The sequence below is a fragment of the Rhodococcus sp. MSC1_016 genome, assembly GCF_023667485.2.
Lineage (GTDB): Bacteria > Actinomycetota > Actinomycetes > Mycobacteriales > Mycobacteriaceae > Rhodococcus_F > Rhodococcus_F oxybenzonivorans.
Genome location: NZ_JAMOZI020000001.1, coordinates 350,617 through 377,141, shown reverse-complemented (window position 1 = coordinate 377,141; position 26,525 = coordinate 350,617). Strand labels below are relative to the sequence as shown.

The following is a 26,525-nucleotide window of genomic DNA, read 5'->3' as shown; positions in this document are numbered from 1 at the left end:
CACACTGTGCAGTGGTGCGGTGACGCACCTCATGTAACGGTGCGGTGACGCACCTCATGTAATAGTGCGGTGACGCACCCGAAGTAGTGGTGCGGTGACGCACCCACGACCGTGCGCCCAGTAAGGATCTGCGATGACCACCGGAGTCGGACTCACCGTCGGCCATTCGGTCTCCACTGCGGTGGTGACCGCCTCGGGCACCGATGTGAGAACGATCGAGCATCCGTCCGTCCTGTTCACCGCACCGGACGGCACGGTGCAGCTCGGTGACCCCGGTACGGAGTCGACGGGGTCGGTGCAGGATTTTCTCGCCCGAGTCGGCGAGCCTGCCGGGATCGAGTACGCGGGCACGCTCACCCGTGCGGAAGATCTCGTCGCCACCGCCATGTTCTGTCTCTTCCGCGAGGCCGCCGAGGGGCTGACGGGGACGGTGAAGGTGACCGCCACCCATCCGTCGGACTGGGCCGCGGACACGGTGACGAAGCTCCGCGAATCTCTCGACTACATGGGTCTGCAGGAGGCGACCCTCGTCGCAGAGTCGGTGGCGCTGGCCGCCTCGGACGAGTCGCCGGCCCACGGCGCGGCCCTGCTTGCCGCCGGCTTGGCATTGACTCCCGACGACACCCAGGCCGACACCGAGTCGATCCCGGTGATCGCACCTCCTGTGCACACCGCGTACTCCGCCGTCACGGATGTGCCCGTTGTCGTCGCAGCGCCGGTCGTCGCAGGTTCGGCCGCGGACCCGTCGGTCGCCACCGGCCCGGCCGCTGTGCCGACCGGCTTCACCCCGCCGGTACCCGCCGCGAAGCGCACCACCCGCAGACCGTTGATCTTCGCCGGCGCCGCCGCAGCCGCACTGATCGCCATCGGTGGCGCGGTGGCCTTCGCCCTCACCGACACCGGCAGCACGGCCGTTCCCGCCATCCAGGACGCCCAGACCGCGTCGCTGCTGCCGTCGTCGACCACGACGGCGGTGAAGGCGCCGGTTGCCTTTCCCACTGCCGTTTCCGAGGAGGTGCCGCCGACCACCGACGTCGCCCCGCCTCCGTATACGGCGGTCGAGCCGACACCGGTGGCGACGACGTCACAGTTCGTGCCACCGCCACCGCCGCCGCCGGTCATCACGCTTCCGCCCGTCACCATCGTGACGACGACGGCACCGACGACGACGGTGACCACGGCGCCGACGACGACCACACCGACTACGACGGAGACCTCGACGGAGTCGGTCACGACGACGACCACGACCACGACGGTGGCGGGAGCGGCCGAGTAGAGGCTTCGGTCACACCTCACCGACATGTTTATGCGTTCGTAGCCTAAGGTGGGGCGCTGATACCCACCCAGAAGGAATCCCTCGACATCGGGTTCCGCGCAGAAGGGATTTCATGCGTAACGTGCTGGCGCACCGCGCCGCTGTAGTAGGCGCCTCGGCGATGCTTCTCCTCTTTCCGTTCTCGACCGCCGCCCAGGCAGACCCCGTTACGCAGCCCGACAGCACAACTCAGCTGAGTGCGGACGCGTTGCCGGCCGAACTCGTCGAAGCGATCACCCGCGATCTGAAGATCAGCCCGCAGGAGTACCTCGACCGCGCCGCGAAGGCTCAGGAGCTGGGTAGCTACGCCGAAGACTTCCGAGCCGAGCACCCGGACGGTTTCGCCGGTGCCTGGATCGGTCTCGACGGACAGCCCGTCGTTGCGGTTACCACCACGGAGGCTGCCGCGAAGGCGGCTGAGGCCGGGTATACGACGCGCATCGCGCCGGTCTCCGCGAACGGCCTCGAGAAGACTCTTTCCGACGTGAACGGCTGGATCGCGGGCCTCCCCAAGGATGTCGCCTCGCAGGTCAATTCCGCGTCGATCGACGTACTCGAGAACCGCGTCGTCATCGACGTCGTCAATTCGCCCATCGGTCAGGCGCTCAACCTGCCGACCCTGCTCGCCAACGTCAAGGTCATGCTGAGTCCCGGCGGTGGCGGTCCGGTCGAGAGGGGCCCCCTCGGCGGCGACACCTACATCACGACGGTGGGTGAACTTCCGAAGACGCCGATCGGGGAGATTTCCGTCTGCTCCCTCGGTTTCAACGGAGTGGACGACAGCGGTCAGTCGTACAACATCAGCGCAGGCCACTGCAATCCTGCGGAAGGCCAGCCGTCCCCCGTATTCCTCCCGAATCACCAGAACGTCGACGACAGCCAGCAAATCGGAGCGTTCTCCCACTCCTCTGTGGGTAACCCCGCAGACAAGCTGGACTACTCGCTCATCAAGCTCAACGACGCCGGTGTTCAGGCCGGCCTCGACCGTCCCGCGATCCGCGGCGCGAACGGCACCGCACTGCAGATCACGGGCACTGCCCGGCCCGTCGTGGGTGCCCCGATCTGCAAGTCGGGTCAGACCTCGTCCTTCACGTGTGGTGTGGTGGCCGCCGACCACGTCGAGACGCAGCTGTTCATGGCCGATGGCAGCAATCGCGTGATCAACGGGTTCGCCGGCACCGCCTGCACGCTCGCCGGCGACAGTGGCGGTGCCATCGTCACCGGAACGCTTGCGCTGGGAATCACCAGTGGATCCAACGCCAGTGGGGCGCCGAACTGCACCGAGGCCAACTTGGTCCTGGCCCCCGAGGGCGGCACGGCCAACCTCGGGATACCGGTGGCGGACATCGTCGCGGCAGCGGGTTCCGGCCTGCAGGTTCGCACCAACGCCGACTAGTTCCGCTGTTCTTCCACCTCGCCCGGCATCCGTCACTCGGATGCCGGGTGAGGTCGTTTTCGCGGTCCGGAACTCGAGTCGGATTGTGTGTGTGCCCGTCGGCCGATCGGCCGCAGCCGACAGTGTTACAGGTGGGATTAGACGGCCGGAACCCATATAGTCGACTCCGACTGTGTACGGCCCCACCCGCGGGGGCCGTATTCGTATGCGCCGCGAGCGCCTGCGAACAAACGAACTGAGAAAGGCCCCTATGCGTAGCTCCATCGCACGTCGTGCCGCCGTGTTCGGCTCGGCAGCGCTGCTGCTCCTCGGTCCCGTAACCGCCTCCGCCCAGGCTGATCCGGTCGAACCCGAAGTCTCCGATCAAGCTGCGGCGCTTCCGGTCGAACTGATCGACGCGATCCAGCGTGACCTCGCGTTGAGCCCGGACCAGTACCTGGAGCATGCGGAGCTGGGGCAGAAACTCGCCGAGTTCGCCAAGATCGCTCGTATCCAGTTCCCGGACGCCTTCGCCGGTACCTGGCTCGATGACGCAGGCAACGCCATCGTCGGTGTGGCCGACGGCGCCGACAAGGATGCCGCGGTGGCCGCCGCCCACGAGGCCGGCTTCCAGGTCAAGGACGTGGCCCAGAGTGAGAGCAGCCTGCAGGCGCAGCTGAAGACCCTCGACGGCTGGCTCGACACGCAGCCGCCCGCGGTCGCCGACCTCGTTCGCGGTGTCACGATCGACATCGTCAACAACGGCTTGGTACTCCGCGCCGACAACGCAGGTGGCTTGCAACTTCCCGACTTCCTGCAGGGGGCACGGGTGGTGCAGTCACCGGCCACCGCTGCCCCGCAGCCGTCCACCGACCTCGCACCGATCGCAGAGGTCATGCCCGCCGACGCCCTGCTGGGCGGCGACGCCTACGGGTCGCTGGGTGGTGGCATCGGTCTGCGTTGCTCGCTCGGTTTCAACGGCACCGACAACTCGGGTGGACCGGTCAACATCACGGCCGGACACTGCGACCCCAACCTCGCCGCTGCCGGTACCGCCGACGCGTCCGAGGCGTTCGCGCTCGCTCCGGGCGGGACGGGTCCGCGCGTGGGCACCTTCGCCAAGACGAGTCTCGACATCCACGATTACGCGATCATCCGTGCCGACGCGGGCGCTGCGCACCGATTCGAGAACAACGGTGTCCGGGTACCCGGCGCCGCTCCTCTGGCGATCACCGGAACAGCTGACCCCGTCGTCGGTGCGCCCGTCTGCAAGTCCGGTCTCACCACCGGCTACACCTGCGGTGTGGTGAAGGCCGTCGGCCAGACCGTCACGGTGGGCGAACGCACCCTGGCAGACAGCTTCTCGACGAGCATGTGCGCGTTGCAGGGCGACAGCGGTGGCACCATCGTCACCGGCACTCAGGCCCTGGGCATCTCCAGCGCGTCTAACGTGGGCCAGTACCCCGTGTGCCAGGTCGCGGACGTCGTCACCTTCGTCCTCGGCGAAAGTCCCGAGTTGTTCGCCACCCCGATCAATGCGATTCTCGCGGAGAACCCGGGTCTGCGCGTGCGCACGTCGTAACACTCGGCGCAAGACATACGACTACGGCCCGTCTCCTCGAGGAGGCGGGCCGTAGTCGTATGTCGAGAATCGTCCGGACTGGCTGTACAGCGGGAACTCGCGTCGTATCTTCTGGCGGTCGGTCGCGCTGATTCAGGCGGTCGGCGCAGGCGGCACGAAGGGCGTGTTGACGGTCACGAGGTACTGGATGCCGAGGATCGCCAGAGCGGCGCCACCCACGACGATGGTTCCGACGAGGCCTCCGGCGGCGAAACCTGCCATCAGGCCGCCGAGGCAGCCGACCGGTGCGCCGACGAGTGTCACCGCGAAGAGCCCGCACCCCACGACCAGACCCACGACCCCGAAGACGACGCCGAAGATCAGGCCACCGATCAGGGTGGCGTATCCGAGGTAACTGTTGAAGTCGGCCAGTGCCTTGTCATCGCGTTCGTCCTGCGTGTCGAAACCCTCGTCGGCCACGGACTTCAGCGACTGTGCGACATCGGCAGGGACGCGGGGCGTGAGACGCAGCGTCCGCTCAGCGAGGTCGACGTCGATCGGATAGACCGCCTCCCCCACACGGATGGTGAGCGGAAGCGCGGCGACGACGGTGCCACTGTCGTCCACCACCTCCACCGCGTCCTCGGCGTCGGTGATGCGGAACGTTCCCGCATCGATGGAGGTGACGACGGATGTGCCCTCGGCGTGGGCCGCGTACCCGATGTCCGGGGAGTCGGCGGTCGGAACCGGCGCCGCGTGTGTGGTCCCTGCCGAGATCGCGAGCGCTGCCACGACCAGGATCGCGCCGCTGGTGACGGTGCGCAGAGAACCGGCGAAACGGCCGCTCATGCGGCCGGAGCCGGAGCGGCGGGGGGAACGAAGGGGCTGTTGATCGTGTTGAAGTACTGAATCCCGAGCACGACGAGCGCGCCGCCGCCCACCACGATGGTGCCGGCAAGTGCGACCACGGGCGCGACGATCAGGGCACCGCCGATGCATCCGGCAACCGGACCGGCCAGTCCGAGGAAGGGAATCACCAGGGCGGCCGTGCCCGGGATGACGCCGATCGCGCAGCCGATGCCACCACCGATGATCGCCGCGACGATGGCCGTGATTGCCGTCGTGATTCCCAATTGCTGCTGGAAGTCGTCGAGCGCCCGCTTGTCGCGCTCAGCCTTGTCCTGCGGCGCGGCGACATCGTTCAGAGTCAGTCGTTCCGCGACAGGAACGGGGGTCGCGGCCGCAGGATCCATGTTGGGAACCAGCCGAAGGACCTTGGCGGAGTGGTCGACGGCAACCTCGAACGGGTGCTGCAGGTCGTCGACCCGGAAGAAGGTCGGAATGGAGGCCACCACGGCGCCCCCGTCATTGATTACGTCGACCGTGTCGTTCGCGGCGTTGATCGAGAAGGATCCCGCGTCGATGGTCGCTACAGCCGCGTCGCCGTCACGCGCGGTCTGGTAGTTGATGTTCGGGACGCCCTGCTGCGCGGCCGGCGCAGGTCCCGGCGCGGGCTCGGCGGCCGACGGCGCAGCTGCCAGGGCCATCGCCGCGACGACGAGCATGGAAGTAGCGGTAAACCTTCGAAGAATCATCGAGATCCGTTTCAATGAGCGCAGCGATGGGACGCACGAAGGGTAGCCTAAGCATTCCCCAGATCCGCTAGTCGGCTCAGCAGGTGTGATCGAGCTCACTCACCGAAACGGGAACCGCCCGCCCTCCATGTGACGGAGGGCGGGCGGGCGAGAAGAGGGGACGGACGCCTCCTACTTCACCCACTTCGTGGTGCCGGGAGGCGCGTTCAGCGTGTTGATCAGATCGATGCCCGCGACTACCAGCGTGGGACCACCGACGACAATGGTGCCGATGATGGCGCCGATTCCGGCTCCGGTCACACCGAACGGCAGGCATCCGAACACCGCGACGGGAGTGCCGATAGCGCATCCGACAGCGAATCCGAGGATTCCGCCGACGATCGTGCCGCCGAGACTCCCGACCGTGGTGGCAATTCCCAGTTGCTGCTGAAAGGCCGATTGAGCTCGGGTGTTCTCGTCGATCGAAGCGACGTCGTGCAGCGCGATGGCCTCGATCCGGTCGTCGGGAGCGACGGGCGTGGCTTCGGCCTTGTCGACGCTCGGTGTCAGACGGAGCGTCTTACCGTCTTCGGTGATCTCCTCCTCGAACGGAAACTCGAGTCCATCGAAGCGGTACGCGAGAGGAAGCGACACTACGGTCGCCCCGCCTGCATCCTTGATCGCGACCGACTCCCCGTCCGAGGAGACCTCGAACACGCCGGCATCGAGTGTGGTCACGACGGCACGGTCCTCGATGTGCGCCTCGTACCCGATATCGTCGCGAGATTCTGCCGGGTCCGCGACCGCAACCCCTGAGCCCGTCGCCAGGACACCAACCAATAGAGCCGATGTCGTAACGAAACGACGCAACTTCATTCCATCCCCTTAGAGTTTCAACCCCATCCATAAAGGACAGTAACGTGCGCCTGTGACAGATCCCAATTCAGGCACTATTCGATAAAATCGTGCAATACGGCAATGCCGATACCGAGTAGGGATCGACGACCATTCACGAGAATGGAAACCCGGCCAATCACCTCTTACCGAGTGCGCATTCAGATAATCTCCAGCAAACAGACCAGGGGACGGTTTCGTTGTGGGGCAGCTCTCCGAGCCCGGGCAGCGAACAGCCCCGCCGTGAAGGAGCCGCGACGGGGCTGGAGCGGGGAGACCGGGACTACTTGTCGCGGTCCGCGTAGATGGAGGTGCCGGGAGCGGCGTTGTACGTCTCCCACAGTTGATACGCGCTCACACCCAGCGTGGGGCCGCCGGCGACGATCGTTCCAAGGACACCGCCAATCCCCGCGCCTGTCACCATTCCCGGTAGACATCCCGCGGGAATCGTTAGAGCACAACCAATTCCAGCGCCGGCAATGGTCCCGACCAAGCTACCGACAGTGACCGCGATACCGACCTGTGTACCGAACTGGGCGAAGGCCCGGTCGTTCTCCTCCCGGGAGGCGACGTCGTGGAACGGTAGCGACGACACTGCCGGTGCGCTCGATACCGGCGCGGAAGCGGGCCCCGCAACAGGTTCCGCTTGGGAAACTCCAGCAGCTGAGACGATGGCCAGTGCCGCCATTCCCGCTGTGGCTGCAGCTTTTCTCACGATCATGGATGCCTCTTTCAGGAACGTCCCGACGAAGTACTGGAAAACCGTGTTCTGGAGCACGTGTTCTGGATCGACTTGCGCGCTGAGCCCTCCCCGCACGACCCTGGGCAGAGCCGGAAAACACGCTCAGAGTAACAGCGCAGTCACGATCGAAACGTTCAAAAAAAGAAACTCGTTACCGGTCCCATGTTACCGACGGGTAATGAGCGGTCTTTCGTAATTCAGTCGAATGACAAAAGCCGCCAGTCGCTGAAAATCCGCCCGAAAAACCAAACAGAACTGCAGTAATTGTTATTCGATTGCAACGCCTTCGCATCATCTCCGTGACAGCGGCCGCCCGGTGATGTCCCGGCAGGAGGACCACCGAGTCCGCATTCCGCACGCCCGAAAAGTGAAGTTAGGACGACCTTGGGAGCGGGGTCACTTTTCGACCACCTAACGTGACTTTCAGTTACGTCCGGTCGGTGCTACCTCTCACACCGATTGGATACCCCGACGGTGCTGGTAGACCGTCGAAAAACACTGGTTACCGGTCAGTAGGATGTTAGAGTTACTGGTGGGTAACTTACGACGGGTTACGATCTTGAGCATTCCCGTGGTGGCCCCCGCGCCGCCCTGAAACGAAAGGCCGCGACATGAATGCCCTGACGATCACGTTGGGCACCATCGGCGTGCTGTTGAGCCTCGTGTGTTGGTTCGCCTTCATCGGTGGCGTGCTGAAGACGGTGAGCATCGTCCGCCTGGGCCAACCGGCACCCGACCGCTGGCGACCCTTCCTTCCCCGCTTCAAGCAGATGTGCGTCGAGTTCATCGCCCACACCCGCATGGCCAAGTTCCGCACGGTCGGCTGGGCCCACTGGCTGGTCATGGTCGGGTTCATGCTGGGCGCGGTCGTTTGGTTCGAGGCGTACGGCCAGACCTTCGACCCGGCTTTCCACTGGCCGCTCGTCGGTAACACCGCCGTCTACCACTTCATCGACGAGGTCCTGGGCCTCGGCACGGTCATCGGTATCACCACCCTGATCGTGATCCGGCAGCTCAACCACCCGCGCAGGCCGGAGCGGCTGTCCCGATTCGCGGGCTCGAACTTCCGCGCGGCGTACTTCGTCGAGGCGGTCGTCCTCATCGAGGGTCTCGGCATGATCTTCGTAAAGGCCGGCAAGATCGCCACCTACGGGCATGCCAACGCGTGGACCGACTTCTTCACGATGAACCTGGCGAAGCTGCTGCCCGCTAGTCCCAACCTGGTGGCGGTCTTCGCGTTCGTCAAGCTGATGTCGGGCATGGTCTGGCTGTACATCGTGGGCCGCAACATCACCTGGGGTGTCGCCTGGCACCGGTTCGCGGCCTTCTTCAACATTTACTTCAAGCGTGAGGACGACGGCGGCGTCGCCCTCGGTGCGGCCAAGCCCATGATGTCCGGCGGCAAGCCGATCAACATGGAGGATGCCGATCCCGACAACGACACGTTCGGCGCCGGCAACATCGAGGACTTCTCGTGGAAGGGCTGGCTCGACTTCAGCACCTGCACCGAGTGCGGCCGCTGCCAGTCGCAGTGCCCCGCCTGGAACACCGGCAAGCCGCTGTCACCGAAGCTCCTCATCACGTCGCTGCGCGACCACGGGTCGGCGAAGGCCCCGTACCTGCTGGCCGGTGGCCGCAAGGACATGGGCGGCGACGAGATCGGTCTGGTCGACGGCGACGGCGGCGTGGACGAGGCGAAGCTCTCCGCCATCCCGGAGAGTGCCCGTCGTGAGGCGGAGCGCAAGCTCGTCGGCGAGACCGTCGAGGGCGAGTTGGCGCCGGTCATCGACTCCGAGGTTTTGTGGTCGTGCACCAACTGCGGTGCGTGTGTCGAGCAGTGCCCGGTGGACATCGAGCACGTCGACCACATCATCGACATGCGCCGTTACCAGGTGCTGATCGAGTCGGAGTTCCCCTCCGAGCTCGCCGGCCTCTTCAAGAACCTCGAGAACAAGGGCAATCCCTGGGGTCAGAACGCCAAGGACCGTCTCAACTGGATCAGCGAGATGGACTTCGACATCCCGGTCTACGGCCAGGATGCGGACAGCTTCGAGGACTACGAGTACCTGTTCTGGGTCGGCTGCGCCGGCGCCTACGAGGACCGTGCGAAGAAGACCACGAAGGCCGTTGCCGAATTGCTTGCCACGGCGGGCGTCAAGTTCATGGTTCTCGGCGCCGAGGAAACCTGCACCGGCGACTCCGCCCGGCGTGCGGGCAACGAGTTCCTGTTCCAGCAGCTGGCCATGCAGAACATCGAAACGCTGAATTCGGTGTTCGACGGCGTCGAGCAGAACAAGCGTAAGATCGTCGTCACCTGCGCGCACTGCTTCAACGCTCTGGGCAACGAGTACCCGCAGGTCGGTGGACAGTACGAGGTGGTTCACCACACTCAGTTGCTCAACCGCCTGGTCCGCCAGAAGAAGCTGATCCCCGTCGCCTCGGTCGGCGAGGACGTCACCTACCACGACCCCTGCTTCCTCGGCCGTCACAACAAGGTGTACGACGCCCCGCGTGAACTCATGGAGGCGTCCGGCGCGAAGCTCAAGGAGATGCCGCGGCACGGCGAGCGTTCGATGTGCTGTGGTGCCGGTGGTGCCCGCATGTGGATGGAAGAGAACATCGGCAAGCGCATCAACGTCGACCGGGTGGACGAGGCGCTGAGCACCGCAACCACCAAGATCGCAACCGGTTGCCCGTTCTGCCGGGTCATGCTCAACGACGGTGTCACCGCGCGCCAGGAGTCCGGTCAGGGTGAAGGCGTCGAGGTCGTGGACGTCGCCCAGCTGATGCTGTCGTCCATCACGCGTCTCGACGCGGACAAGCTGGCCGAGAACATCAAGGTGATCCCTCGTGAGAAGCCGGCCGAGCCGCAGAAGCCGGTGGAGCCGGTGAAGGACGAGGCGAAGGCCGAGGTCGTCGAGAAGGAGCGGGTCCAGGAGATCGAGGAGGCGGCCGACTCTCCGGCCGCCAAGCAGGCTCCCGCCGGTAAGGGCTTGGCAATGAAGGGCCTGGCCAAGGCACCCGGCGCCACAGCACCTGGCGCGAAGGCTCCCGGGGCGAAAGCTCCCGGCAAGGGGCTCGGCATGGCAGGCGGCGCCAAGGCGCCCGGCGCGAAGAAGACCGCAGCTCCGGCGGCCGAGAGCGCCGAGGCACCTGCCGCAGAGGCACCCAAGCCCAAGGGCCTGGGACTTGCGGGCGGGGCCAAGGCTCCCGGTGGTAAGGGTCTGCAGATGAAGGGTGCCGGAAAGGCGCCCGGAGCCAAGGCCGCTGCTCCGGCTGCCGGCTCGTCGGCGCCGTCCGAAGCTCCCGCCGAGGCAGCCCCGACCTCCGAGGCACCTGCCGCGTCCGAGGCACCCAAGCCGAAGGGCCTGGGACTCGCCTCCGGAGCCAAGGCACCGGGCGGCAAGGGTCTGCAGATGAAGGGTAAGGCGAAGGCGCCCGGCGCCAAGGCCGACGCCGCTCCGACGGCCGATTCTGCACCGGCGCCGGCTGCCGAACCCGAGGCACCTTCGACCGCCGAGGCACCTGCTTCTGAAGCTCCTGTCAGCGAGGCACCGAAGGCTCCCCCGGCTCCGAAAGCCGGCGGGCTCGGTTTCAAGGGCGGCGCCAAGGCACCGGGCGCCCGCCGGGCAGCGGCTCCCAAGGCCGCTGCTTCCCAGGCCGCTGCTCCCCAGGCACCGGCAGGCGAGGCGGACACCGCCGCAGCGTCCAAGGCTGAACCCGTGAAGACGACAACGACGAAGGTCGATGCCGTCGATACAGCCCAGGAGTCGGCGCCGAACGGTGACGGATCGAACGGCCAGACGCCGGCGCCGCCGAAGGCGAAGCCGGGTGGGCTCGGCTTCAAGTCCGGAGCCAAGGCACCGGGTCGCAAGAGCTAGCTCCACTCAGCACGACAACCAGCGCCCCCACCGGACACGGTGGGGGCGCTGGTTTCGCGGTGTGACCGCCTGATTCGCGTCAGCGACCGGGGGTAACCGACTCTCGTGTCCGCGAGGAAGGAGTCGACATGGCCACGTGTGAGACCTGCGGAAACGAATATGACAAAACATTCACGGTGACCCGGGGTGATCGATCCGCCACCTTCGACAGCTTCGAGTGCGCGATCTCGGCGATGGCACCCGAATGCTCGCATTGCGGGTGCCGGATCATCGGTCACGGCGTCGAGGTAGAGGAAGTGATGTTCTGTTGCGCCCATTGCGCGGGCGCCGCAGGACACAGCGAGCCGGTCGATCGGGTCGCTCGATGACGACGGACGAAAGTCGAGACACCGATCGCGCCTTTCGAAGTGCCGCCACGTTCACGTTGTCGGTACTCGGTGCCGCACTGCTGACAATGGTGGTGGCACTCGTGTGGATGTCGACGCAATCCGGGGACTGCACGGACTCGATGATGGAGTGTGCCGGAGACGAAAAGTACCTTCTCGTCTTCGGCCCTCCTCTCGTGCTGATACTCGGCGGTGTCACGGCCTTCGTCCGCACATATCAGGTGTGGCGTGCCGGGGGCAGATGGTTCGTCTGGCAGGGCGCCGGCTGGATGTTGTTCGTGCTCATGCTGATCTATGCCGCCGCCTCGTCGCGCGCCCTGCTCGATGTCTGACCGATCGCGGTCTTACTGCTCCGCGTCCGGACGCCAGAGTTCGAGCCGCGGAATGTCGGGCGGTTCGAATCCGAGCACCTGCCCGTAGAACGAGAGCTCGGCGTTGCGCGAACTGATCAAGGTGGCGAGTCTCCGGAACCCGTGCGACTCGCCCTCGTACGCGAGGTAGGCGTGGGGTATGCCCTTGGCGACGAGCGCATCCCGGAATCGCTCCGCCTGCGACGGCGGGACGATCGGGTCGTCGAGTCCCTGGAGCAGCAGGACCGGGCAGTTCAGTCCGTCGACGTTGTTCAGGGGAGCACGCTCGGCGTAGAGGTCTGCCGATTCGGGGAGCGGTCCGATCAACCCGTCGATGTACCGGGACTCGAAGTCGTGTGTCTCCTTGACGAAACCGTCGAGCTCGGCCACACCGTAATAGGATGCGCCGCAGGCGAACACGTCGGAGGTGGTCAGCGCCGCCAGCACGGTCCAGCCGCCGGCGGAACCGCCCTCGATGGCGAGCCTGCGCGGATCCGCCAGTCCGGCGTCGGCCAGACCGGACACCGCCGTGACCACGTCTTCGACGTCGACCACACCCCACTGGCCTCGGAGCCGGTTCCGATACTCACGCCCGTATCCGGTAGACCCGCCGTAGTTCACATCGACGACGCCGATTCCGCGGCTGGTGAAGAATGCGAACACCGGATTGAGGGTCGGTGTCACGCGGGAGGTGGGCCCACCGTGAACGAACGCCACATACGGCGGCAGCTCGCCGTCCATGCCGCTGTACAGCGGGTGACGTGGCGGGTAGGCGATGACGTGCACCTCCCTCTCGGGACCCTGGAAGGTCAACTGCTGCGCCTCGGGGAGGTACGCGGCCTCGGGGAGCTCGGTGACGGACAGGCGGACGGTGCGGAGTGCGCCGGTGTCGAGGTCGAGCTCGCGTAGGCCCGACGGAGCTTTCGCGCCCCCCGTGAGCAGCAATAGGCGATTCCCCTTGCGGTCGGACAAGCCGACCGTGGTGAGACCGTCGAGGGGGATGTCCGTCAGGGAGCCCGTGTCCGGATCGAGCACCGCCAGGGTGTCGGTCCCGAAGGTACGGACGGTGAGCAGGGTGCCGTCTTCACGTCGGGTGTGCCAGCGCGCGCCCAGCATCCACAGCGGACCACCGAAATCTGCGTCCATCGGGCACAGCGCCACGGGATCCGCATCGTCGGTGCCGATGCGGTACATGTTCCACCAACCACTGCGGTCGCTCACGACGTGGAGCTCGTCCACTCCCGCCCATTCGGGCTGCAGCACCGATTCCTCGGGTCCACCGAGAAGTGTCCTCACCTCGCCGACCGCGCGGCCACCGGCAAGGTCCACAACCCTGAGCTCGGTACCGTCCCAGGGCATTTGAGGGTGGTTCCACGCGATCCACGCGAGGTGACGTCGGTCGGGAGACAGTCGCGGATACGCGAGGAAGTCGGACCCGGCCACGACGGACCGAACACGATCGGGGTCGTCCGCGCCCGACCCGTCCAGAGGAACCACGCAGATGTCGCGGGTGACGCCGCCCTCGGTGTCGTGCATTTCCCGCACCGCCCATACCGCTCCGTCGACGACCGACAGGTCGCCGTAACGCAGGGAGCACGGGTGCGGCGGAACCGGGGTCAGGGGTACCGGCGTCGCACCTTCGAGGAGGTAGAGCCGTTGATCACCGAATTCGGCGAACACGAGATGGCCGGAGTCGGTCACCGTCCAGGCGCCACCGCCGTATTCGTGTACCCGTGTCCGCGCGTTCCACGGGGCAGGCAGCACGTCTTCCGGCTCGCCGTCCAGGCCGAGACGGCGCACGGCCACACGCCCACCTTCGCTGGGGCGCAGCTCCGACCACCACACGTCGTCACCGACGTACCGGCCGCCCTCCACGTGGTGGCCGCTGGACGCGAGGTCCGCCGCCGCGATCGGAGAGGGCCAGGAGCCGTAGGGCGCAGAAGTCATTGGCCGAGGATATTCCGCCTCACCTCACTGCGCAGGCAGCCACGCCCCGTGAAGTCCTGCAGGCACCCGGATAGGCAACCGCACCTTGGCCATCGGCCCGGATCCGGGGTCTTCGGCGGGAAGCACGAAGAACCACGACGACATGTCGTTCCGGTCGGTGCCGATCATTCCCCAGTATTCGTGCTCGGCGCCCGGCATGAAGATCGGTTCGCCCACCGATACACTGCCCGGGTCCCAGTGACACTGCGTGCCGCGGACGGTGTCGAAGAACCACAACGAATCCTGCCTGCCCCGGCTGACGTCGAGCTTGCCGACGGTGGCGATCGCGCGATGCGGTGCGGTGAGTTCGCGGTCGTCGATCCGGGGGAACTCGACGTCTCGGTCGGACATGACGTCCTTCGTCAGGTGTCCGGTCTCGGGATCGATGACGACGCGGACCAGTGACCCGGTCGAGGGGTCCGGCGCCTTGGCGAACCCACCGGGGTACGTCCACTCCACATAGTCGATGGACACCTTCCCGTCGGGCAGATCGAAGGCATTGGCGAAGTGCCACACCCAGTACGCATCGCACGTCAGCCAGCGCACGCGGCCGCCGTCGCGCGGAATCAGCGCGATACGCGTTCCCTCCTCGGGCCGCCAGTCGAGCACCGAACCACCGGTCAGCACCGCGGCCATGTCGAAGACGAGGGGACACAGCATCAACACGATGTACCGCCGCGTCAGCGCCATGTCGTGGATCATCAACGGCGTGTCCACGCCGTCGACCGCCGTCGGCGGGCGGGCCGCCGACCCGTCCGCGGCCACCACCGACCAGGTGAGATACGGGGCCTCGAGCATGTAATTGAACAGCACCATCTCGCCGGTCACCGGGTCGATTTTGGGGTGGGCGGTGCTCCCGACGGACATCGCGCCGTCGCAGTTGTCCGGTCCGAGCGTGCTCAGGTCCTTGGGATTCAACCGGTACGGCAGGCTGGTTTCCGCCATTGCCAGCAGGCGCCCGCCGTGCCGCACCACGTTGATGTCCGGTAGTTCGCGCGGTCTGCCCGCGAGTTCGGGCCCCACCTCCTCCACCCCGGGCGTGTACAGGTCGGTGACGCCCGGCCAGATGACGTGCCCCGCCTTCTCCTCCGCCTCCACCATCGGCGTGCGGACGAATCGGTTGGTGTATCGGGCAGTGCCGTCGGTCACTTCGACGCGGTGCACCATGCCGTCGCCGTCGAGGGGATAGATGTAGCTGCCGATCGGGTCGAAGCGTGGATTCGGTCCGTTGCGGAGGTAGGCACCCTGAAGATCGCCGGGCAGTTCGCCGATCACGTCGAGGCCGCCCACGTCCACCTCCTCGCGCTGGGGCTCGAATACGCCTGTGAGGTGGCTGTGGTGCACGACGTCGACGGGTGCGGGACGGATGAATTCCGGTGCGGACATCTTTCTCGTGCCTCCGGGTGACTGTGGGCGTCGGCCGAATCGGACCTCTTGTCGAGGGTACGGTGACCTTCCTCACATGTGCCTGCTTTTTCGCGGGTCGACCACCTCCGACCAGGGCGCTCGTACCGACCAGTAGAAATCGAGTTGCCCAGAGGTGGGAGAATGGCGGTCGTGAGCAACCCAGACCACGGCCATCACCGCACACCGCCACGCACGCTGGAGCAGTCGACCAAGCTCCAGAACGTGCTGTACGAGATTCGTGGACCGGTACACGCCCACGCCGCCCGGCTCGAGGCGGAGGGCCACCGGATCCTCAAGCTCAACATCGGCAACCCCGCGCCGTTCGGTTTCGACGCGCCCGACGTGATCATGCGCGACATGATCGCGGCGCTCCCCTATGCGCAGGGTTACTCCGAGTCGAAGGGCATCCTGTCGGCCCGTCGGGCGATCGTCACCCGCTACGAACTGGTGCCCGGCTTTCCCGAGCTCGATGTCGACGACATCTACCTGGGTAACGGTGTCTCCGAGCTCATCACCATGACGATGCAGGCCCTGCTCGACAACGGTGACGAGGTGCTGATTCCCGCACCGGACTACCCGCTGTGGACGGCCATGACCAGCCTGGCCGGCGGCACTCCCGTCCACTACCTCTGCGACGAGGGCAACGACTGGAATCCCGACATCGCGGACATCGAGTCGAAGATCACCGAGAAGACCAAGGCGCTGCTGGTCATCAACCCGAACAATCCCACGGGTGCGGTGTATTCGATGGAGGTGCTGCAGCAACTGGTCGACCTGGCGCGTAAGCATCACCTGCTGCTGTTGGCGGACGAGATCTACGACAAGATCCTCTACGACGACGCCAAGCACATTTCGCTGGCCACGCTCGCGCCCGACCTGCTGTGCCTGACCTTCAACGGCCTGTCGAAGGCGTACCGGGTGGCGGGATACCGCTCCGGTTGGGTCGCCGTCACCGGCCCCAAGGCGCATGCTGCGGGCTTCCTCGAGGGGCTTGACCTGCTGGCGTCCACCCGGCTGTGCCCGAACGTTCCCGGTCAGCACGCCATCCAGGTGGCGCTCGGCGGTCACCAGAGCATCGAAGATCTGATTCTGCCCGGCGGGCGACTGCTCGAGCAGCGGGACGTGGCGTGGGAGCGGCTCAACATGATCCCCGGGGTCTCCTGCGTCAAGCCCCGAGGTGCGCTGTACGCGTTCCCCCGCCTGGACCCCAACGTGTACGAAATCTACGACGACGAGAAGCTGGTCCAGGACCTACTCCTGCAGGAGAAGATCCTGATGGTGCAGGGCACAGGGTTCAACTGGCCGGACCACGACCATCTGCGGATCGTGACACTGCCGTGGGCTCGCGATCTCGCTGTGGCCATCGAGCGGTTCGGTAATTTCCTCACCAGCTACAAGCAGTAGGATCGGGGCACAGCAAGCGACACGCGCGTCGCTTGCGTGTCTTCCGGGGGAACACATGGTCACCAGCACCCGCGCGCGTTTCGGACAGTTCGTCTACAAGCGACGGCGTTTGCTGAACCTCACGCAGGACCAGGTCACGGCTGCCGGTGGTCCGTCCGACGCGGCGCAGACCCGCGCCGAGAACGGGACCGGGCCGGACCCGAGCATCGAGACTCTCCGCAAACTGGATGTCGCGCTGCGCTGGGCCCCCGGGAGCGCTGCCAGGACGCTCGAGGGCGGCAGTCCTACTCCCCTCGAGGCCCTGGACGCTGAAGAGCGGTCGGCGCCGTCCCGCCCGCTGACGCTGGGGCCGTCCGAGATTCCACTGAGCCTGGACACGATCATCGAGATCCTCGGCCCACACACCCGGATCACCAAGCTGAGTGCGGCACACCCGGAGGTCCCGGGATTGGCCGACGCCGCTGCCGACCTCAGCCGGGTGGTGTCGAAAATCACCGGCGCCTACGTCACCCGTTTGCTCGAGGTCAACGGAGGTCCGGCCGGCCCCCGACAGCCACTGATCGAGTTCGCCTTCGGCCATCTGCTCGAGGAACCCTCCACCGCGGACGACCCGCACGAGCGGGAGGAAGCCCTCTACCGCCGCTTCCTCTACGGGCGGGAAGAGGGCCTGGATGCCGCCACACGCGAGCGCTTCTGGCGCCGATGGGAAGACGCGGTGAGACTTAAAGACACCGACCACCCGGAACGTAGCGGCGACACGGAGGTGACAGGATGAACGGCGTGCCACTGTCGGTGCGGGTCAACCGCCTCTTCGCGCTGGCCCACGAACTCGACGACCCGGAGCCCGGGACAGAGATCGTCGCCGCGAGCGTTTCCCGCATACTCGGGAGGACCGTGGATCCTTCGGTGATCGATTCGTTGCGGCGCGGCGAGGAGCACGCGGCCCAGGCAGAGGTGCTCCGGGCGGTCGCCCAGCACTTTTCCGCACCCGAGCAGTACCTTGCCGCCGACGGGTACGGCGATTACGACACTCTCGTGCGCTTCAAGATCGCCGTTCGGGACGCCGGCGTGCAGCATCTGTCCATGCGCTCGCTCGATGCCGCCGCGCTCCCGACTGCCGACGAGATGGAATCCTTGATCCCGGTTCTGGAGAACTTGCGGCGAACCCCCGGCCGCCCGGCATAGCCCTATCCGGCGGTCACACGGTCATCCGGGACGGGAGCTGCTTGCGCCCACCGAACTGCGGTAGCCGCCGCTCCCACAGTGTTGCGGCCACCTGTTCGGCGTCGTGCCAGTGATCGGCCAGCTTCGCCAGCTCCCACGGTTCGCCGCCGATGTCGGACGACCACGAGTGTGCTTGCACGCCGGTGCCGTGTGCCGAGTGGCCGGCGATGCGGGCTCTGCACGCCAGGTGTAATCGGGTGGCCACGATCAGGGGCGCTGCACTGCCTGCCTGGTTGCCCAGTTCGAACACCACGTGCCGGTCCAGGATGAGGATTGCGTCTCGGATCTCGACGCCCATCCGGTCCAGACGATCGTCGGCCGACAAGGTGCGACGATCTTTGGGGCGTAGTTCGAGCACCACTTCCGGGACGGCTTCCGTCAACGTTCGCCACATCGGCAGTAGCCGCCTGGAAACTCGCCACGAACGGTACCGTCGACCGGCCGCCCGCAGCGCGGGTCCCAACGCGATCAGGGCTCCGGCCGACACCGCGAACAGCCGGATGAAGGCTCCCGAGTCGTAGTGCGTTTCGGTGAAGGTGGTGCCGTCGCTGACGGCCTTGCTCACGCCCGTCACCATGACGGTTGCCATGTCGGCCATCTCGAACACCGACAATCCGATGACGGCCAGGAAGATGCGGCGCTCGCGCCCGGCCACCGCGCTGCGCACCGCTTTCATCGAGATCCACAGATTCAGGCTTGCGGCCGCGAAGATCGGCGACGCATAGGTGAAGCAATATGCCGCGAAACGCCAGCCGCCTTCGTCCGCGAGAGAAATTCCCCGCGAACGCGCAGGCGCGCTCAGAACGACCATGATGGCCCCCGCGACGAGCGCCGCCGACAACGCGAACACATGAATTCGGGGAAGTCTCTCGGAACCCAGTGCCCACACGGAGAACAGGCTGATCAACGATGCGGCGGTCAGCATGATGCAGACATTGCCGAGGACTCGCGTGAGTCCGTAACCGAATTGGCCGTCGACGAGGTCGCGGATCGCCGGACGCCCGAGGACGAGCGACAGCGACGCGAAGACGAGCGCCGCATTCAACCGGCGCTCGGCGACCGTCGATCGGACGAGGAGCAGCCGGAGAATGGTTGTCGCCCAGGCAATCGACAACAGAGGCAACGTCACGTAGGCGGGAGGCGCGTACACGAGCTCAGAACGTTCCGAGTATCCGCGAGGCCCGCGGGTCACCGCCGGTGTCGCACATCGTCGATCGCCGTCCGCTCATGATGAGCGTGGCGAGAAGCTCCGCATCGTATTCCTGGTCGTTCGAGTAGTTGGAGCGACCGAACACCTTGACCACGTCCGTCGTGTCCACGGACGGCGCCGCCTCGGCGAGGACTCTCGAGTCGACGGAGGTATCACCGATCGCAGTGCGATCGTGGCCGAGTTCCATGTGCGCCAGCTCGTGGCAGATGATGTGCATGGCGTGTACGTCCGATGTCCCGGCAGCGTAGAGGATGACGTCGTCGGTTGCCCGCGCGAGCCAGAGGCCGAAATGACCGCCGCGGACGAGCGCGTGCGCAACCGGAACGACGAGGATGGGGCGTCTGCGCCGCCGCGCGACGCTGTTCACCAATTCGTCCCTGTTCCAGGGCACGGGAAGGTCCATCTGCGCCACGATCCGGCGAAGATGGTTCCTGGACCGCGGCAGCCGCGAAATGCGCATGGTGACACCTCCGAACGGCTGTAATCCTAGGCCGTCGGGTCGGCAGATCACGACACGGTGCGCGAATTGACGTACCCGGTTGACGAATACCCCCACCGTGTCGGTAGATTGGCAGACGGCACCTCGAGTGCCGCGAGCACCTGTCGCCCCTCCCCCCCCTGTGGGCGTCAGGTCGGTGGCGGGGTCAACCCCCCCTGTACCCCGCCACCCAGCTCGGCACTTCTCTCAGCAGGCCGTCACTTCTCTCGGCAGGGCGTCGGGGCTCTCGTCAGGGCCAGCCGGAACCCACCCCTCGTTTCGGGATTCCAACCCTTCCTTCGCAGATCTCAGCATTCGCTGCGTAATAACTGCAGCGCGCCACGCATCGATATCTAACCACACTGGCGACATCTAGGCGACACGAGAGCAATACCCACCAGATATCGCGGCAACACATGCATCTCTGGTCACTCCAGCCACAAAAGAGAGCGATGATCTCCGGCTACCCTGTGTGCGTGCGGAGACTATCCAGCCGGCAGCCGACGCGGTACCGCCGATGAGCGACTTTCACGGCCACGGCCACGGTCACGGCCACAGCGGCGGCCCGGTACCGGTGGGGCCCGTCGCCGCGAAGGTGGTGATCGGGCTCCTGGTGGTCATCGGCATCGCCGTGCTGATCGGTGCGATCGCGCTGTGGCCGAGCAAGCAGGACGTCGCCGTGGATCTGCCTTTCCAGAGCGCACAGGGCGGCGTGGCGGTCACCGAGGCAGGCACGGTGACCATGCAGAACATCGGCCCCTGCGGCAGTTCCTCCGCGGGGCGCGCGTTCACCGGTTCTCCCGTGCCCCCTCCGACGGACGCGTACGAGTGCCAGCGAAGCATCGTCGACATCGAGTCCGGTCCCAACGCCGGCACCCAGACGTTGCTCGAAATCATCCCGGGCCCCGGACAACCTGACCTCAGGGTCGGGGAGAGCATTCGTCTCTCCCGGCAGACCGATGTGAACGGGACGACGGAATATTCGTTCGAGGACTACGCCCGCGGCTGGCCGGTCACACTCATCGCGCTGACGTTCGCCGTCGTCGTCATCGTCGTGGCTCGGTGGCGGGGACTTCGGGCGCTGGTCGGCATCGTGGTGTCGTTCGGGGTGCTCGTTCTTTTCATGCTTCCCGCACTGCTGGACGGCAAGCCGGCGATACCGGTGGCTCTCGTGTCCGGAGCGATCATCCTGTACGCCGTGTTGTACCTGGCGCACGGCGTATCGCTACGTACGAGTTCCGCGCTGCTGGGCACACTCGCATCGATGCTCCTCGCGGCGGTCCTCTCCTACCTCACGATTTTGATGACGCAGCTGACAGGACTTTCCGAGGAGCAGAACACCAACGTCCAGGCCTATATCCAGCACGTCAGCATCACGGGTCTTCTTCTGGCGGGCTTCATCATCGGCTCGCTCGGTGTGCTCAACGACGTCACCATCACGCAGGCCGCGTCGGCGTTCGAACTCGCTTCGCTCGACCCCGACGCATCACGACGCCAGATCTTCGGTTCGGCGATGCGCGTGGGCCGCGACCACATTGCCAGCACGGTGTACACGCTGGTACTCGCCTACGCCGGTGGTGCGCTTCCCCTTCTACTGGTGTTCAGTGTCGCGGGGCGGTCGATCCAGGACGTGTTGCTCAGTGACGCGGTGTCCATCGAGATCGTGCGCTCGGCGGTCGGCGGTATCGCGCTCGCACTGTCCGTGCCGTTGACGACCGCCATCGCGGTGGTACTGGCACGCCCGCTCGGATCTCGGAGCGGCGGAAACAGGAACAGCGGCAGAGGCAACCCGCAGTTCCGCACCGCCGCACCTTCGCGAGGCGGCCGCCACTCGAAGTGAGGCCGGCTTCAGTTGAGGATGCCGGCCACCTGCAGCGCGATGATCAGGAGGGCCGCGGCCATCAGCCCGTAGACGGTGAGCATCGCCACCTTCTCCGCGGTCTCGCTGGTGGGCGGAAACATCCTGAGGATCGGCTTGTAGTACGCGACGGGAAGACTGCCGTCGCGCGTGCTACCGGACGAGAAGTTTCGTGTATTCGGGGTGTGGTACGACCCCGCGGGGGTGACAGTCACTGCACACTTCCTTCCTGCGCGACCTGGGTTCGACGCCGCCCGGACTCGGACAGTGCGAGAACCACATTCCATGGTAGGCGTGCAGAGCGCTTCGCCACCACGGGGAAAGTCGCGAAGTGCGGAGGTTATGTGCCGGGGATTCTCGGCAGCGGGGGCAGCTGCAGGGGTGGCAACTGGAACTGCGGAAACCCCGGGAACACCGGTGCGGGCGGTGGCGGCAAGGGTTCGGGCTCCGGTTCCGGAATCTGGATCCGGGACGCGGTCGCCGCGGGCTCCTCGACGACTTCGGTCGGAGGTGGCGGCGGCGCCGTCGGTGACGGAGTCGCCATCTCGGTCACCGCGGGGAGCTTCGCTTTCGGCTGAGTGGTAACCGGCTGGGACGTGCCCTCCGTGCTGTTGAGCAGGGTGCTGCCGTAACCGAGTCCGAGGCCGATCAGTGCGATGACGGCCAATGCCCCACTTGCGAGCGCGGCACCCCGGATCTGGACCTTTGCTACGCGCTGACTCGGTGGTGGCGCCGCCGCACTCAACCACGACGGCGTACTCGAGAGCCCGCTACTGCGTCCGCCCGACGGACCCGGCGCCTGGCGCGGGACGGAGGCGTCGTCGTAGTCGAGGGGCAGCACGGTGGGGCCGGCGGGAACAGCAGCATAGGGACTCATCGTTGCGTCGACGCCCGGTGGTGGGAGGACAGTGACGCCACCGGGCGCCTGCTGTTGCTGCGCCCGTTGCGCCAGGAGCGCTGCGCCCTGTGCTGCGACGAGTTCGGGGTGGTCCGGCACGATGACGGGCAATGCCAGCCAGGATTCGAGGACGGCGCGCACCAACGGGATCCGCGCCCCACCGCCGGTGAGAACCACGGCGTCGGGGATTCGCCCCGACCGAGCGATCACATCCCGAGCCAGGCGGGCAGAGGACTCGACGGTGACGCCGATGAGGGAATCGAACACATCGCGCGACAGCAGCAGCAAGCCGCCGTCCCCGGGCACCGCGACAGCGCCGCCGACGGACAGCCGTTCCTTGGCCTCCCGGCAACGGAGGTCCAGGGCGTGGCTCGCGGCGGCGTCGTGCGGCGTGGAGATGCGCTTGTTGACCAACTGGTTGTCGCGGATCAGCCGGTCGAAGAGGTCACCGCTCACGGTGTCGGTACGGGTGCTTTCCACCACGGCGCCGGTTTCCCGGTCGACGACACTGACGGTGAGGCCGGAACTGCCGAGGTCGTAGAACACCAGCGTCGAGTGGTCACCCAACGCGCCCGCAGCGTCGAGCACTGTCAGCGCCGCGGAAGCCTCGGGAACGAGTTGATAGTTCCCGAGCTGTTGGCGTGCCATCGCCGCCTGCACGGCGCCTGCCTGCGCCTCGTCGCGATACGCCACACCGGTGGCATGCACCTCGCGGTTGTCGAATCCCCCGGCCAGTACGACGCCGATCGATTCGGCGGCGAGGTCCTCGGGCAGTTCCCGCCCCGCGGCGACCACCTGGGCACGGAAGTCGGGTAACACGCGGTGTCCCGAGTCCTCGCGGGTCACGGAGTCGGGTCGTGCCAACCGCACAGCGCTTGCACCAACCGAAACTCCGAGAACCGAACTCATGGGCCGCCTTACTCGACTGTGCACGGGTCCGTGTGATGGAATCCCCCACTCCATTGCCCCGCAGTCTAACGAAAGGCATCACCGGGGCAACCGGGCAGCCCGGGAGGGAACGGTTAGCCGGCTGCTCAGGAGTTGCTCGCGATGATCACCCCGGCGATACCCGTACCGAGGGGAACAACCGTGCACGGGGGAACGGCCGCGTGAGCCGGATCGAGGGTGTTGAGGACGAGCTGCTGGGTGAAGGAGTCGTACGGCAGGTTGAAGTGCCCGGTCTGGTCGAGCGGGCACAAATCCTGGACGAGGATGTTCGTTGCGCCGGGGTCGCGTAACTCCACATTGGTGTACGGCTGGATCACCTCGTCGTACCGCGTCCCGATGGTCGTGTACTCGACGCCGGGTACGGTGTCACCGCCGCTGTTGAGCCGGGTGAGGAACTCGGAGCCCTCCACCTGTTCGGCCAGCGCCTCCGAGCCGAACCCTTCGATCAATTGGGTGCCGCCCGGCAGTGACACCACAGCGGTGGCGATGCCGAAGAAGGTTCCGCCGTAGGAGGGCGAGGCCAGACCGATCCACCGATCCACTTCGGCCGCTCCGCCGAGCTCTTTGATGTAGTACCTCGCTACGGTCGCGCCCTGGGAGTGTCCGACGATGTCGACCTCGTCGGCGCCGGTCGTGGACAGCACGTCGTCGACGAACTCCGCGAGCTCGTGTGCGCCGACCGTCATGGGCTGCATCCCGAAGTGGTCGGTTCCGGCCTCGCGGCCGTAGTTCAGCGCGAAGAGGCAGAACCCGGCGGCCTTCAGTTTCGGGCTCAGGCCCGCCCAGTTGGAGTATGCGCTGCCGTCGCTCCCGTGCACGAGGACCACGGGGGCGGGATGTTCGGGACCGGGACGGCAGGAGAAGTCGTTGACGCCGGGGGGTGCGGAACCGGGGTTGTCCTTCGAGTACCGGATCGCTGCGCCGGCGTCGGACTGTGCCGGACCCGGCCGAGTCGGGATTTCGGCCGCGTGGACGGGGACCGCACCGAGCAGGCAGACGAGCGCACCGAGCAGTGCTGTTGCGAATCCGACCCGGAACTTCGCCATCGCCTCGCCCTCCGTAGCGGCGAGATCAACGTTATCCCCTGCCCAGCCCCCGGTACACCCATCCCGCGTCCCGCCACTGCTGGGCGTCGAGGCAGTTGCGGCCGTCCACCATCACGCGGGCTCGGACCACTCCGGCGAGATCGTCCGGCTTCAGGGCCGCGAATTCGGCCCATTCCGTGAGAACCAGTACCGCATCGGCGTTTTCGCAGGCTTCGGCGACCGAGGTGGCGTAGTTGAGAGTCGGGAAGAGGCGCCGCGAGTTGTCGAGTGCCTTGGGGTCGTACACGCTCACGACGGCGCCGTGTAGCTGCATCATCCCCGCGACATTGAGGGCGGGCGAATCACGGACGTCGTCGGACTCCGGCTTGAACGCTGCGCCCAGCACTGCGACGTTGGCGCCCAGCAACGAGCCGCCACACACCTGTGCTGCCAGTTCCACCATCCGCGTACGTCTGCGCATGTTGATGCTGTCGACCTCGCGAAGAAAATGCAGTGCCTGGTTGGCGCCGAGTTCACCGGCCCTGGCCATGAACGCGCGAATGTCCTTCGGCAGGCAACCGCCGCCGAATCCCAGTCCGGCGTTGAGGAAGCGCCGGCCGATGCGCGCGTCGTAGCCGAGCGCATCGGCGAGCTGGGTGACGTCGGCGCCGGTGGCCTCGCACACTTCGGAGATGGCGTTGATGAAGGAGATCTTGGTGGCGAGAAACGCATTCGCCGAGACCTTGACCAGCTCGGCGGTCGCCAGGTCGGTGACCAGGAAGGGAATGTCCTCGGCGAGCAATGGGGCGTACAGCTGACGCAACTGCGTCTCCACACTGCCGGGTCGGTCCCGGTCGACTCCCAGGACCATTCGGTCGGGGTGCAGGGTGTCCTGGACGGCGAACCCTTCCCGCAGGAACTCGGGGTTCCACGCCACCTCGACGGTGTCCCCTGCAGGTGCCAGCGCCCGCGCCCTCGCGCCCAGTTCTGCCGCGGTTCCGACGGGCACCGTCGACTTGCCGACGATCACCGCGGGTCGGTCGAGGAGGGGCGCCAGGGTGTCGATCACCGAGTGCACGTGCCGCAGATCGGCGGCGTATTCCCCCTTCTTCTGCGGGGTGCCGACTCCCAGGAAGTGGAGGTCTGCGAACGCGGCGGCCTCGGTGTAGGAGGTGGTGAACTGCAGTCGCCCCGCCTCGATGTTGCGGCGGAGAACCTCGGCGAGGCCCGGCTCGTAGAACGGCACCTCACCGGCGGAGAGTTTCGCCACTTTTCCGGGATCGATGTCGACTCCCAGCACGTCGTGCCCCAGTTCCGCCATGCAGGCGGCATGGGTCGCTCCCAGGTATCCGGTTCCAAAGACGGTGCAGCGCATGCACCGTTGATATCCGGCGCGGGTGAGCAGGGCATTTACCCGACTGATGTTCCAAGCCAACAGTGCGTGTACGCGCGGTGCAGACCGAGACCCTATGCTTCGCCCATGCATGTTCTCTTCGTCTGCACCGGAAACGTCTGTCGTTCTCCTACGGCCGAGCGCCTCACCCTGGCATTCGCCGAGGAGCTCGGACTGACCGATCTCACTGCCGAAAGTGCAGGTACCCGCGCCATGGTGGGTCATCCGATGGAGCCGACCGCGGCCCAGGTACTCGAAGGCCTCGGCGGCGATCCCAGCGGGTTCACGGCTCGGCGACTCACCGAGGACCTGGCGGTCGACGCCGACCTGGTGCTCACGATGACCGAGCGTCAGCGTGAGAAGGTGCTGGCGATGGCTCCTGAGCAGTTGAAGAAGACCTTCACGTTGAGGGAGGCCGCACGACTTGCCGTGGCCGCAGATGCAAAGTCCGTTGCCGATCTGGCAGCAGCGCGTCCGAAGCACAGATCCGCAGACGGACCTGAAGACATCTCGGACCCGATCGGTCAGGACGAGGAAACCTTCCTGGCCGTCGGGTCCGAGATAGCCGACCTACTGGGTGTCTTGACGCGCACCGTCCGGAACTACTGACGCAGAG

Annotated in this window: 23 protein-coding genes; 11 read left to right on the top strand and 12 right to left on the bottom strand. The window is 66.4% G+C overall.

Annotated features, from left to right (window positions below; genetic code table 11):
• Window positions 1-133: 133 nt before the first annotated feature.
• The 3 genes from L1080_RS01615 to L1080_RS01605 all read left to right on the top strand — a co-directional run bounded on the left by L1080_RS01615 (window position 134) and on the right by L1080_RS01605 (window position 4,272).
• Complete coding sequence (locus tag L1080_RS01615) at window positions 134-1,276, top strand: hypothetical protein (protein WP_250776961.1); 1,143 nt, start codon at window positions 134-136, stop codon at window positions 1,274-1,276.
• Between the two features lie 112 nt (window positions 1,277-1,388).
• The gene (locus L1080_RS01610) at window positions 1,389-2,711 is read left to right on the top strand and encodes a S1 family peptidase (protein ID WP_250776960.1); all 1,323 of its coding nucleotides are present in this window, start codon (window positions 1,389-1,391) and stop codon (window positions 2,709-2,711) included.
• A gap of 250 nt (window positions 2,712-2,961) precedes the next feature.
• Entirely contained in the window at window positions 2,962-4,272 is a 1,311-nt protein-coding gene (locus L1080_RS01605) for a S1 family peptidase (RefSeq protein WP_250776959.1), read from the top strand.
• 132 nt (window positions 4,273-4,404) lie between these two features.
• Here L1080_RS01605 and L1080_RS01600 read toward each other — a convergent pair whose 3' ends face one another.
• From L1080_RS01600 to L1080_RS01585, 4 genes are all read right to left on the bottom strand, one after another.
• Entirely contained in the window at window positions 4,405-5,100 is a 696-nt protein-coding gene (locus L1080_RS01600; RefSeq protein ID WP_250776958.1) for a hypothetical protein, read from the bottom strand.
• Window positions 5,097-5,846, bottom strand: a complete 750-nt coding sequence (locus tag L1080_RS01595) for a hypothetical protein (protein WP_250776957.1) — start codon at window positions 5,844-5,846, stop codon at window positions 5,097-5,099. Before L1080_RS01595 ends, L1080_RS01600 begins: the two co-directional genes overlap by 4 nt.
• A gap of 171 nt (window positions 5,847-6,017) precedes the next feature.
• A complete protein-coding gene (locus L1080_RS01590; protein WP_159924764.1) occupies window positions 6,018-6,701 on the bottom strand; it encodes an ammonium transporter in 684 nt (227 codons plus the stop codon).
• Between the two features lie 301 nt (window positions 6,702-7,002).
• Complete coding sequence (locus tag L1080_RS01585) at window positions 7,003-7,440, bottom strand: hypothetical protein (protein ID WP_159927466.1); 438 nt, start codon at window positions 7,438-7,440, stop codon at window positions 7,003-7,005.
• Between the two features lie 632 nt (window positions 7,441-8,072).
• Between L1080_RS01585 and L1080_RS01580 the strand changes: the two genes are divergently transcribed.
• From L1080_RS01580 to L1080_RS01570, 3 genes are all read left to right on the top strand, one after another.
• Complete coding sequence (locus L1080_RS01580) at window positions 8,073-11,342, top strand: heterodisulfide reductase-related iron-sulfur binding cluster (RefSeq protein WP_250776956.1); 3,270 nt, start codon at window positions 8,073-8,075, stop codon at window positions 11,340-11,342.
• 128 nt (window positions 11,343-11,470) lie between these two features.
• Window positions 11,471-11,710 carry a hypothetical protein gene (locus L1080_RS01575; protein ID WP_109332862.1) on the top strand — a complete coding sequence of 80 codons (240 nt, stop codon included), beginning with the start codon at window positions 11,471-11,473 and terminating at the stop codon, window positions 11,708-11,710.
• Window positions 11,707-12,060 carry a hypothetical protein gene (locus tag L1080_RS01570; RefSeq protein ID WP_250776955.1) on the top strand — a complete coding sequence of 118 codons (354 nt, stop codon included), beginning with the start codon at window positions 11,707-11,709 and terminating at the stop codon, window positions 12,058-12,060. Before L1080_RS01575 ends, L1080_RS01570 begins: the two co-directional genes overlap by 4 nt.
• 12 nt (window positions 12,061-12,072) lie before the next feature.
• Here L1080_RS01570 and L1080_RS01565 read toward each other — a convergent pair whose 3' ends face one another.
• Window positions 12,073-14,025: a prolyl oligopeptidase family serine peptidase gene (locus L1080_RS01565; protein ID WP_250776953.1), complete on the bottom strand. Its 1,953-nt coding sequence runs from the start codon at window positions 14,023-14,025 to the stop codon at window positions 12,073-12,075.
• A gap of 24 nt (window positions 14,026-14,049) precedes the next feature.
• Window positions 14,050-15,450, bottom strand: coding sequence for a carotenoid oxygenase family protein (locus L1080_RS01560; protein ID WP_250776945.1), 1,401 nt, complete (start codon window positions 15,448-15,450; stop codon window positions 14,050-14,052).
• A gap of 162 nt (window positions 15,451-15,612) precedes the next feature.
• Here L1080_RS01560 and L1080_RS01555 point away from each other — a divergent pair, with 162 nt between their 5' ends.
• The 3 genes from L1080_RS01555 to L1080_RS01545 are packed head-to-tail and all read left to right on the top strand — an operon-like array spanning window position 15,613 to window position 18,060.
• Complete coding sequence (locus L1080_RS01555) at window positions 15,613-16,875, top strand: pyridoxal phosphate-dependent aminotransferase (RefSeq protein ID WP_109332866.1); 1,263 nt, start codon at window positions 15,613-15,615, stop codon at window positions 16,873-16,875.
• Window positions 16,876-16,930: 55 nt separating this feature from the next.
• Window positions 16,931-17,650: a helix-turn-helix domain-containing protein gene (locus L1080_RS01550; RefSeq protein ID WP_250776944.1), complete on the top strand. Its 720-nt coding sequence runs from the start codon at window positions 16,931-16,933 to the stop codon at window positions 17,648-17,650.
• Window positions 17,647-18,060, top strand: coding sequence for a hypothetical protein (locus tag L1080_RS01545; protein ID WP_159924752.1), 414 nt, complete (start codon window positions 17,647-17,649; stop codon window positions 18,058-18,060). Before L1080_RS01550 ends, L1080_RS01545 begins: the two co-directional genes overlap by 4 nt.
• A gap of 13 nt (window positions 18,061-18,073) precedes the next feature.
• Here the strand turns inward: L1080_RS01545 and L1080_RS01540 are convergent, their stop codons facing one another.
• On the bottom strand, window positions 18,074-19,249 hold the full coding sequence (locus L1080_RS01540) for an MAB_1171c family putative transporter (protein ID WP_250776943.1): 1,176 nt from the start codon (window positions 19,247-19,249) through the stop codon (window positions 18,074-18,076).
• Between the two features lie 4 nt (window positions 19,250-19,253).
• Window positions 19,254-19,769, bottom strand: a complete 516-nt coding sequence (locus tag L1080_RS01535) for a hypothetical protein (protein ID WP_250776938.1) — start codon at window positions 19,767-19,769, stop codon at window positions 19,254-19,256.
• Between the two features lie 535 nt (window positions 19,770-20,304).
• Here L1080_RS01535 and L1080_RS01530 point away from each other — a divergent pair.
• Entirely contained in the window at window positions 20,305-21,627 is a 1,323-nt protein-coding gene (locus L1080_RS01530) for a YibE/F family protein (protein WP_250776936.1), read from the top strand.
• Between the two features lie 8 nt (window positions 21,628-21,635).
• Here the strand turns inward: L1080_RS01530 and L1080_RS01525 are convergent, their stop codons facing one another.
• From L1080_RS01525 to L1080_RS01510, 4 genes are all read right to left on the bottom strand, one after another.
• On the bottom strand, window positions 21,636-21,860 hold the full coding sequence (locus L1080_RS01525; protein ID WP_159924744.1) for a hypothetical protein: 225 nt from the start codon (window positions 21,858-21,860) through the stop codon (window positions 21,636-21,638).
• A 125-nt stretch (window positions 21,861-21,985) separates the two neighbouring features.
• On the bottom strand, window positions 21,986-23,452 hold the full coding sequence (locus L1080_RS01520; protein ID WP_159924742.1) for an Hsp70 family protein: 1,467 nt from the start codon (window positions 23,450-23,452) through the stop codon (window positions 21,986-21,988).
• Between the two features lie 125 nt (window positions 23,453-23,577).
• Window positions 23,578-24,537: an esterase/lipase family protein gene (locus tag L1080_RS01515; protein WP_159924740.1), complete on the bottom strand. Its 960-nt coding sequence runs from the start codon at window positions 24,535-24,537 to the stop codon at window positions 23,578-23,580.
• Window positions 24,538-24,568: 31 nt separating this feature from the next.
• Window positions 24,569-25,891, bottom strand: coding sequence for a UDP-glucose dehydrogenase family protein (locus L1080_RS01510; protein WP_159924738.1), 1,323 nt, complete (start codon window positions 25,889-25,891; stop codon window positions 24,569-24,571).
• 105 nt (window positions 25,892-25,996) lie between these two features.
• Between L1080_RS01510 and L1080_RS01505 the strand changes: the two genes are divergently transcribed.
• On the top strand, window positions 25,997-26,518 hold the full coding sequence (locus L1080_RS01505) for an arsenate reductase/protein-tyrosine-phosphatase family protein (RefSeq protein WP_250776934.1): 522 nt from the start codon (window positions 25,997-25,999) through the stop codon (window positions 26,516-26,518).
• Window positions 26,519-26,525: the final 7 nt, after the last annotated feature.

Coding starts and splice junctions, on each gene's coding strand:
- L1080_RS01615 (WP_250776961.1), top strand. CDS start 134: ATGACCACCGGAGTCGGACTCACCGTCGGCCATTCGGTCTCCACTGCG.
- L1080_RS01555 (WP_109332866.1), top strand. CDS start 15,613: ATGGCGGTCGTGAGCAACCCAGACCACGGCCATCACCGCACACCGCCA.
- L1080_RS01530 (WP_250776936.1), top strand. CDS start 20,305: ATGAGCGACTTTCACGGCCACGGCCACGGTCACGGCCACAGCGGCGGC.
- L1080_RS01575 (WP_109332862.1), top strand. CDS start 11,471: ATGGCCACGTGTGAGACCTGCGGAAACGAATATGACAAAACATTCACG.
- L1080_RS01550 (WP_250776944.1), top strand. CDS start 16,931: ATGGTCACCAGCACCCGCGCGCGTTTCGGACAGTTCGTCTACAAGCGA.
- L1080_RS01595 (WP_250776957.1), bottom strand. CDS start 5,846: ATGATTCTTCGAAGGTTTACCGCTACTTCCATGCTCGTCGTCGCGGCG.
- L1080_RS01515 (WP_159924740.1), bottom strand. CDS start 24,537: ATGGCGAAGTTCCGGGTCGGATTCGCAACAGCACTGCTCGGTGCGCTC.
- L1080_RS01520 (WP_159924742.1), bottom strand. CDS start 23,452: ATGAGTTCGGTTCTCGGAGTTTCGGTTGGTGCAAGCGCTGTGCGGTTG.
- L1080_RS01590 (WP_159924764.1), bottom strand. CDS start 6,701: ATGAAGTTGCGTCGTTTCGTTACGACATCGGCTCTATTGGTTGGTGTC.
- L1080_RS01570 (WP_250776955.1), top strand. CDS start 11,707: ATGACGACGGACGAAAGTCGAGACACCGATCGCGCCTTTCGAAGTGCC.
- L1080_RS01565 (WP_250776953.1), bottom strand. CDS start 14,025: ATGACTTCTGCGCCCTACGGCTCCTGGCCCTCTCCGATCGCGGCGGCG.
- L1080_RS01610 (WP_250776960.1), top strand. CDS start 1,389: ATGCGTAACGTGCTGGCGCACCGCGCCGCTGTAGTAGGCGCCTCGGCG.
- L1080_RS01580 (WP_250776956.1), top strand. CDS start 8,073: ATGAATGCCCTGACGATCACGTTGGGCACCATCGGCGTGCTGTTGAGC.
- L1080_RS01505 (WP_250776934.1), top strand. CDS start 25,997: ATGCATGTTCTCTTCGTCTGCACCGGAAACGTCTGTCGTTCTCCTACG.
- L1080_RS01585 (WP_159927466.1), bottom strand. CDS start 7,440: ATGATCGTGAGAAAAGCTGCAGCCACAGCGGGAATGGCGGCACTGGCC.
- L1080_RS01510 (WP_159924738.1), bottom strand. CDS start 25,891: ATGCGCTGCACCGTCTTTGGAACCGGATACCTGGGAGCGACCCATGCC.
- L1080_RS01545 (WP_159924752.1), top strand. CDS start 17,647: ATGAACGGCGTGCCACTGTCGGTGCGGGTCAACCGCCTCTTCGCGCTG.
- L1080_RS01600 (WP_250776958.1), bottom strand. CDS start 5,100: ATGAGCGGCCGTTTCGCCGGTTCTCTGCGCACCGTCACCAGCGGCGCG.
- L1080_RS01605 (WP_250776959.1), top strand. CDS start 2,962: ATGCGTAGCTCCATCGCACGTCGTGCCGCCGTGTTCGGCTCGGCAGCG.
- L1080_RS01535 (WP_250776938.1), bottom strand. CDS start 19,769: ATGCGCATTTCGCGGCTGCCGCGGTCCAGGAACCATCTTCGCCGGATC.
- L1080_RS01560 (WP_250776945.1), bottom strand. CDS start 15,450: ATGTCCGCACCGGAATTCATCCGTCCCGCACCCGTCGACGTCGTGCAC.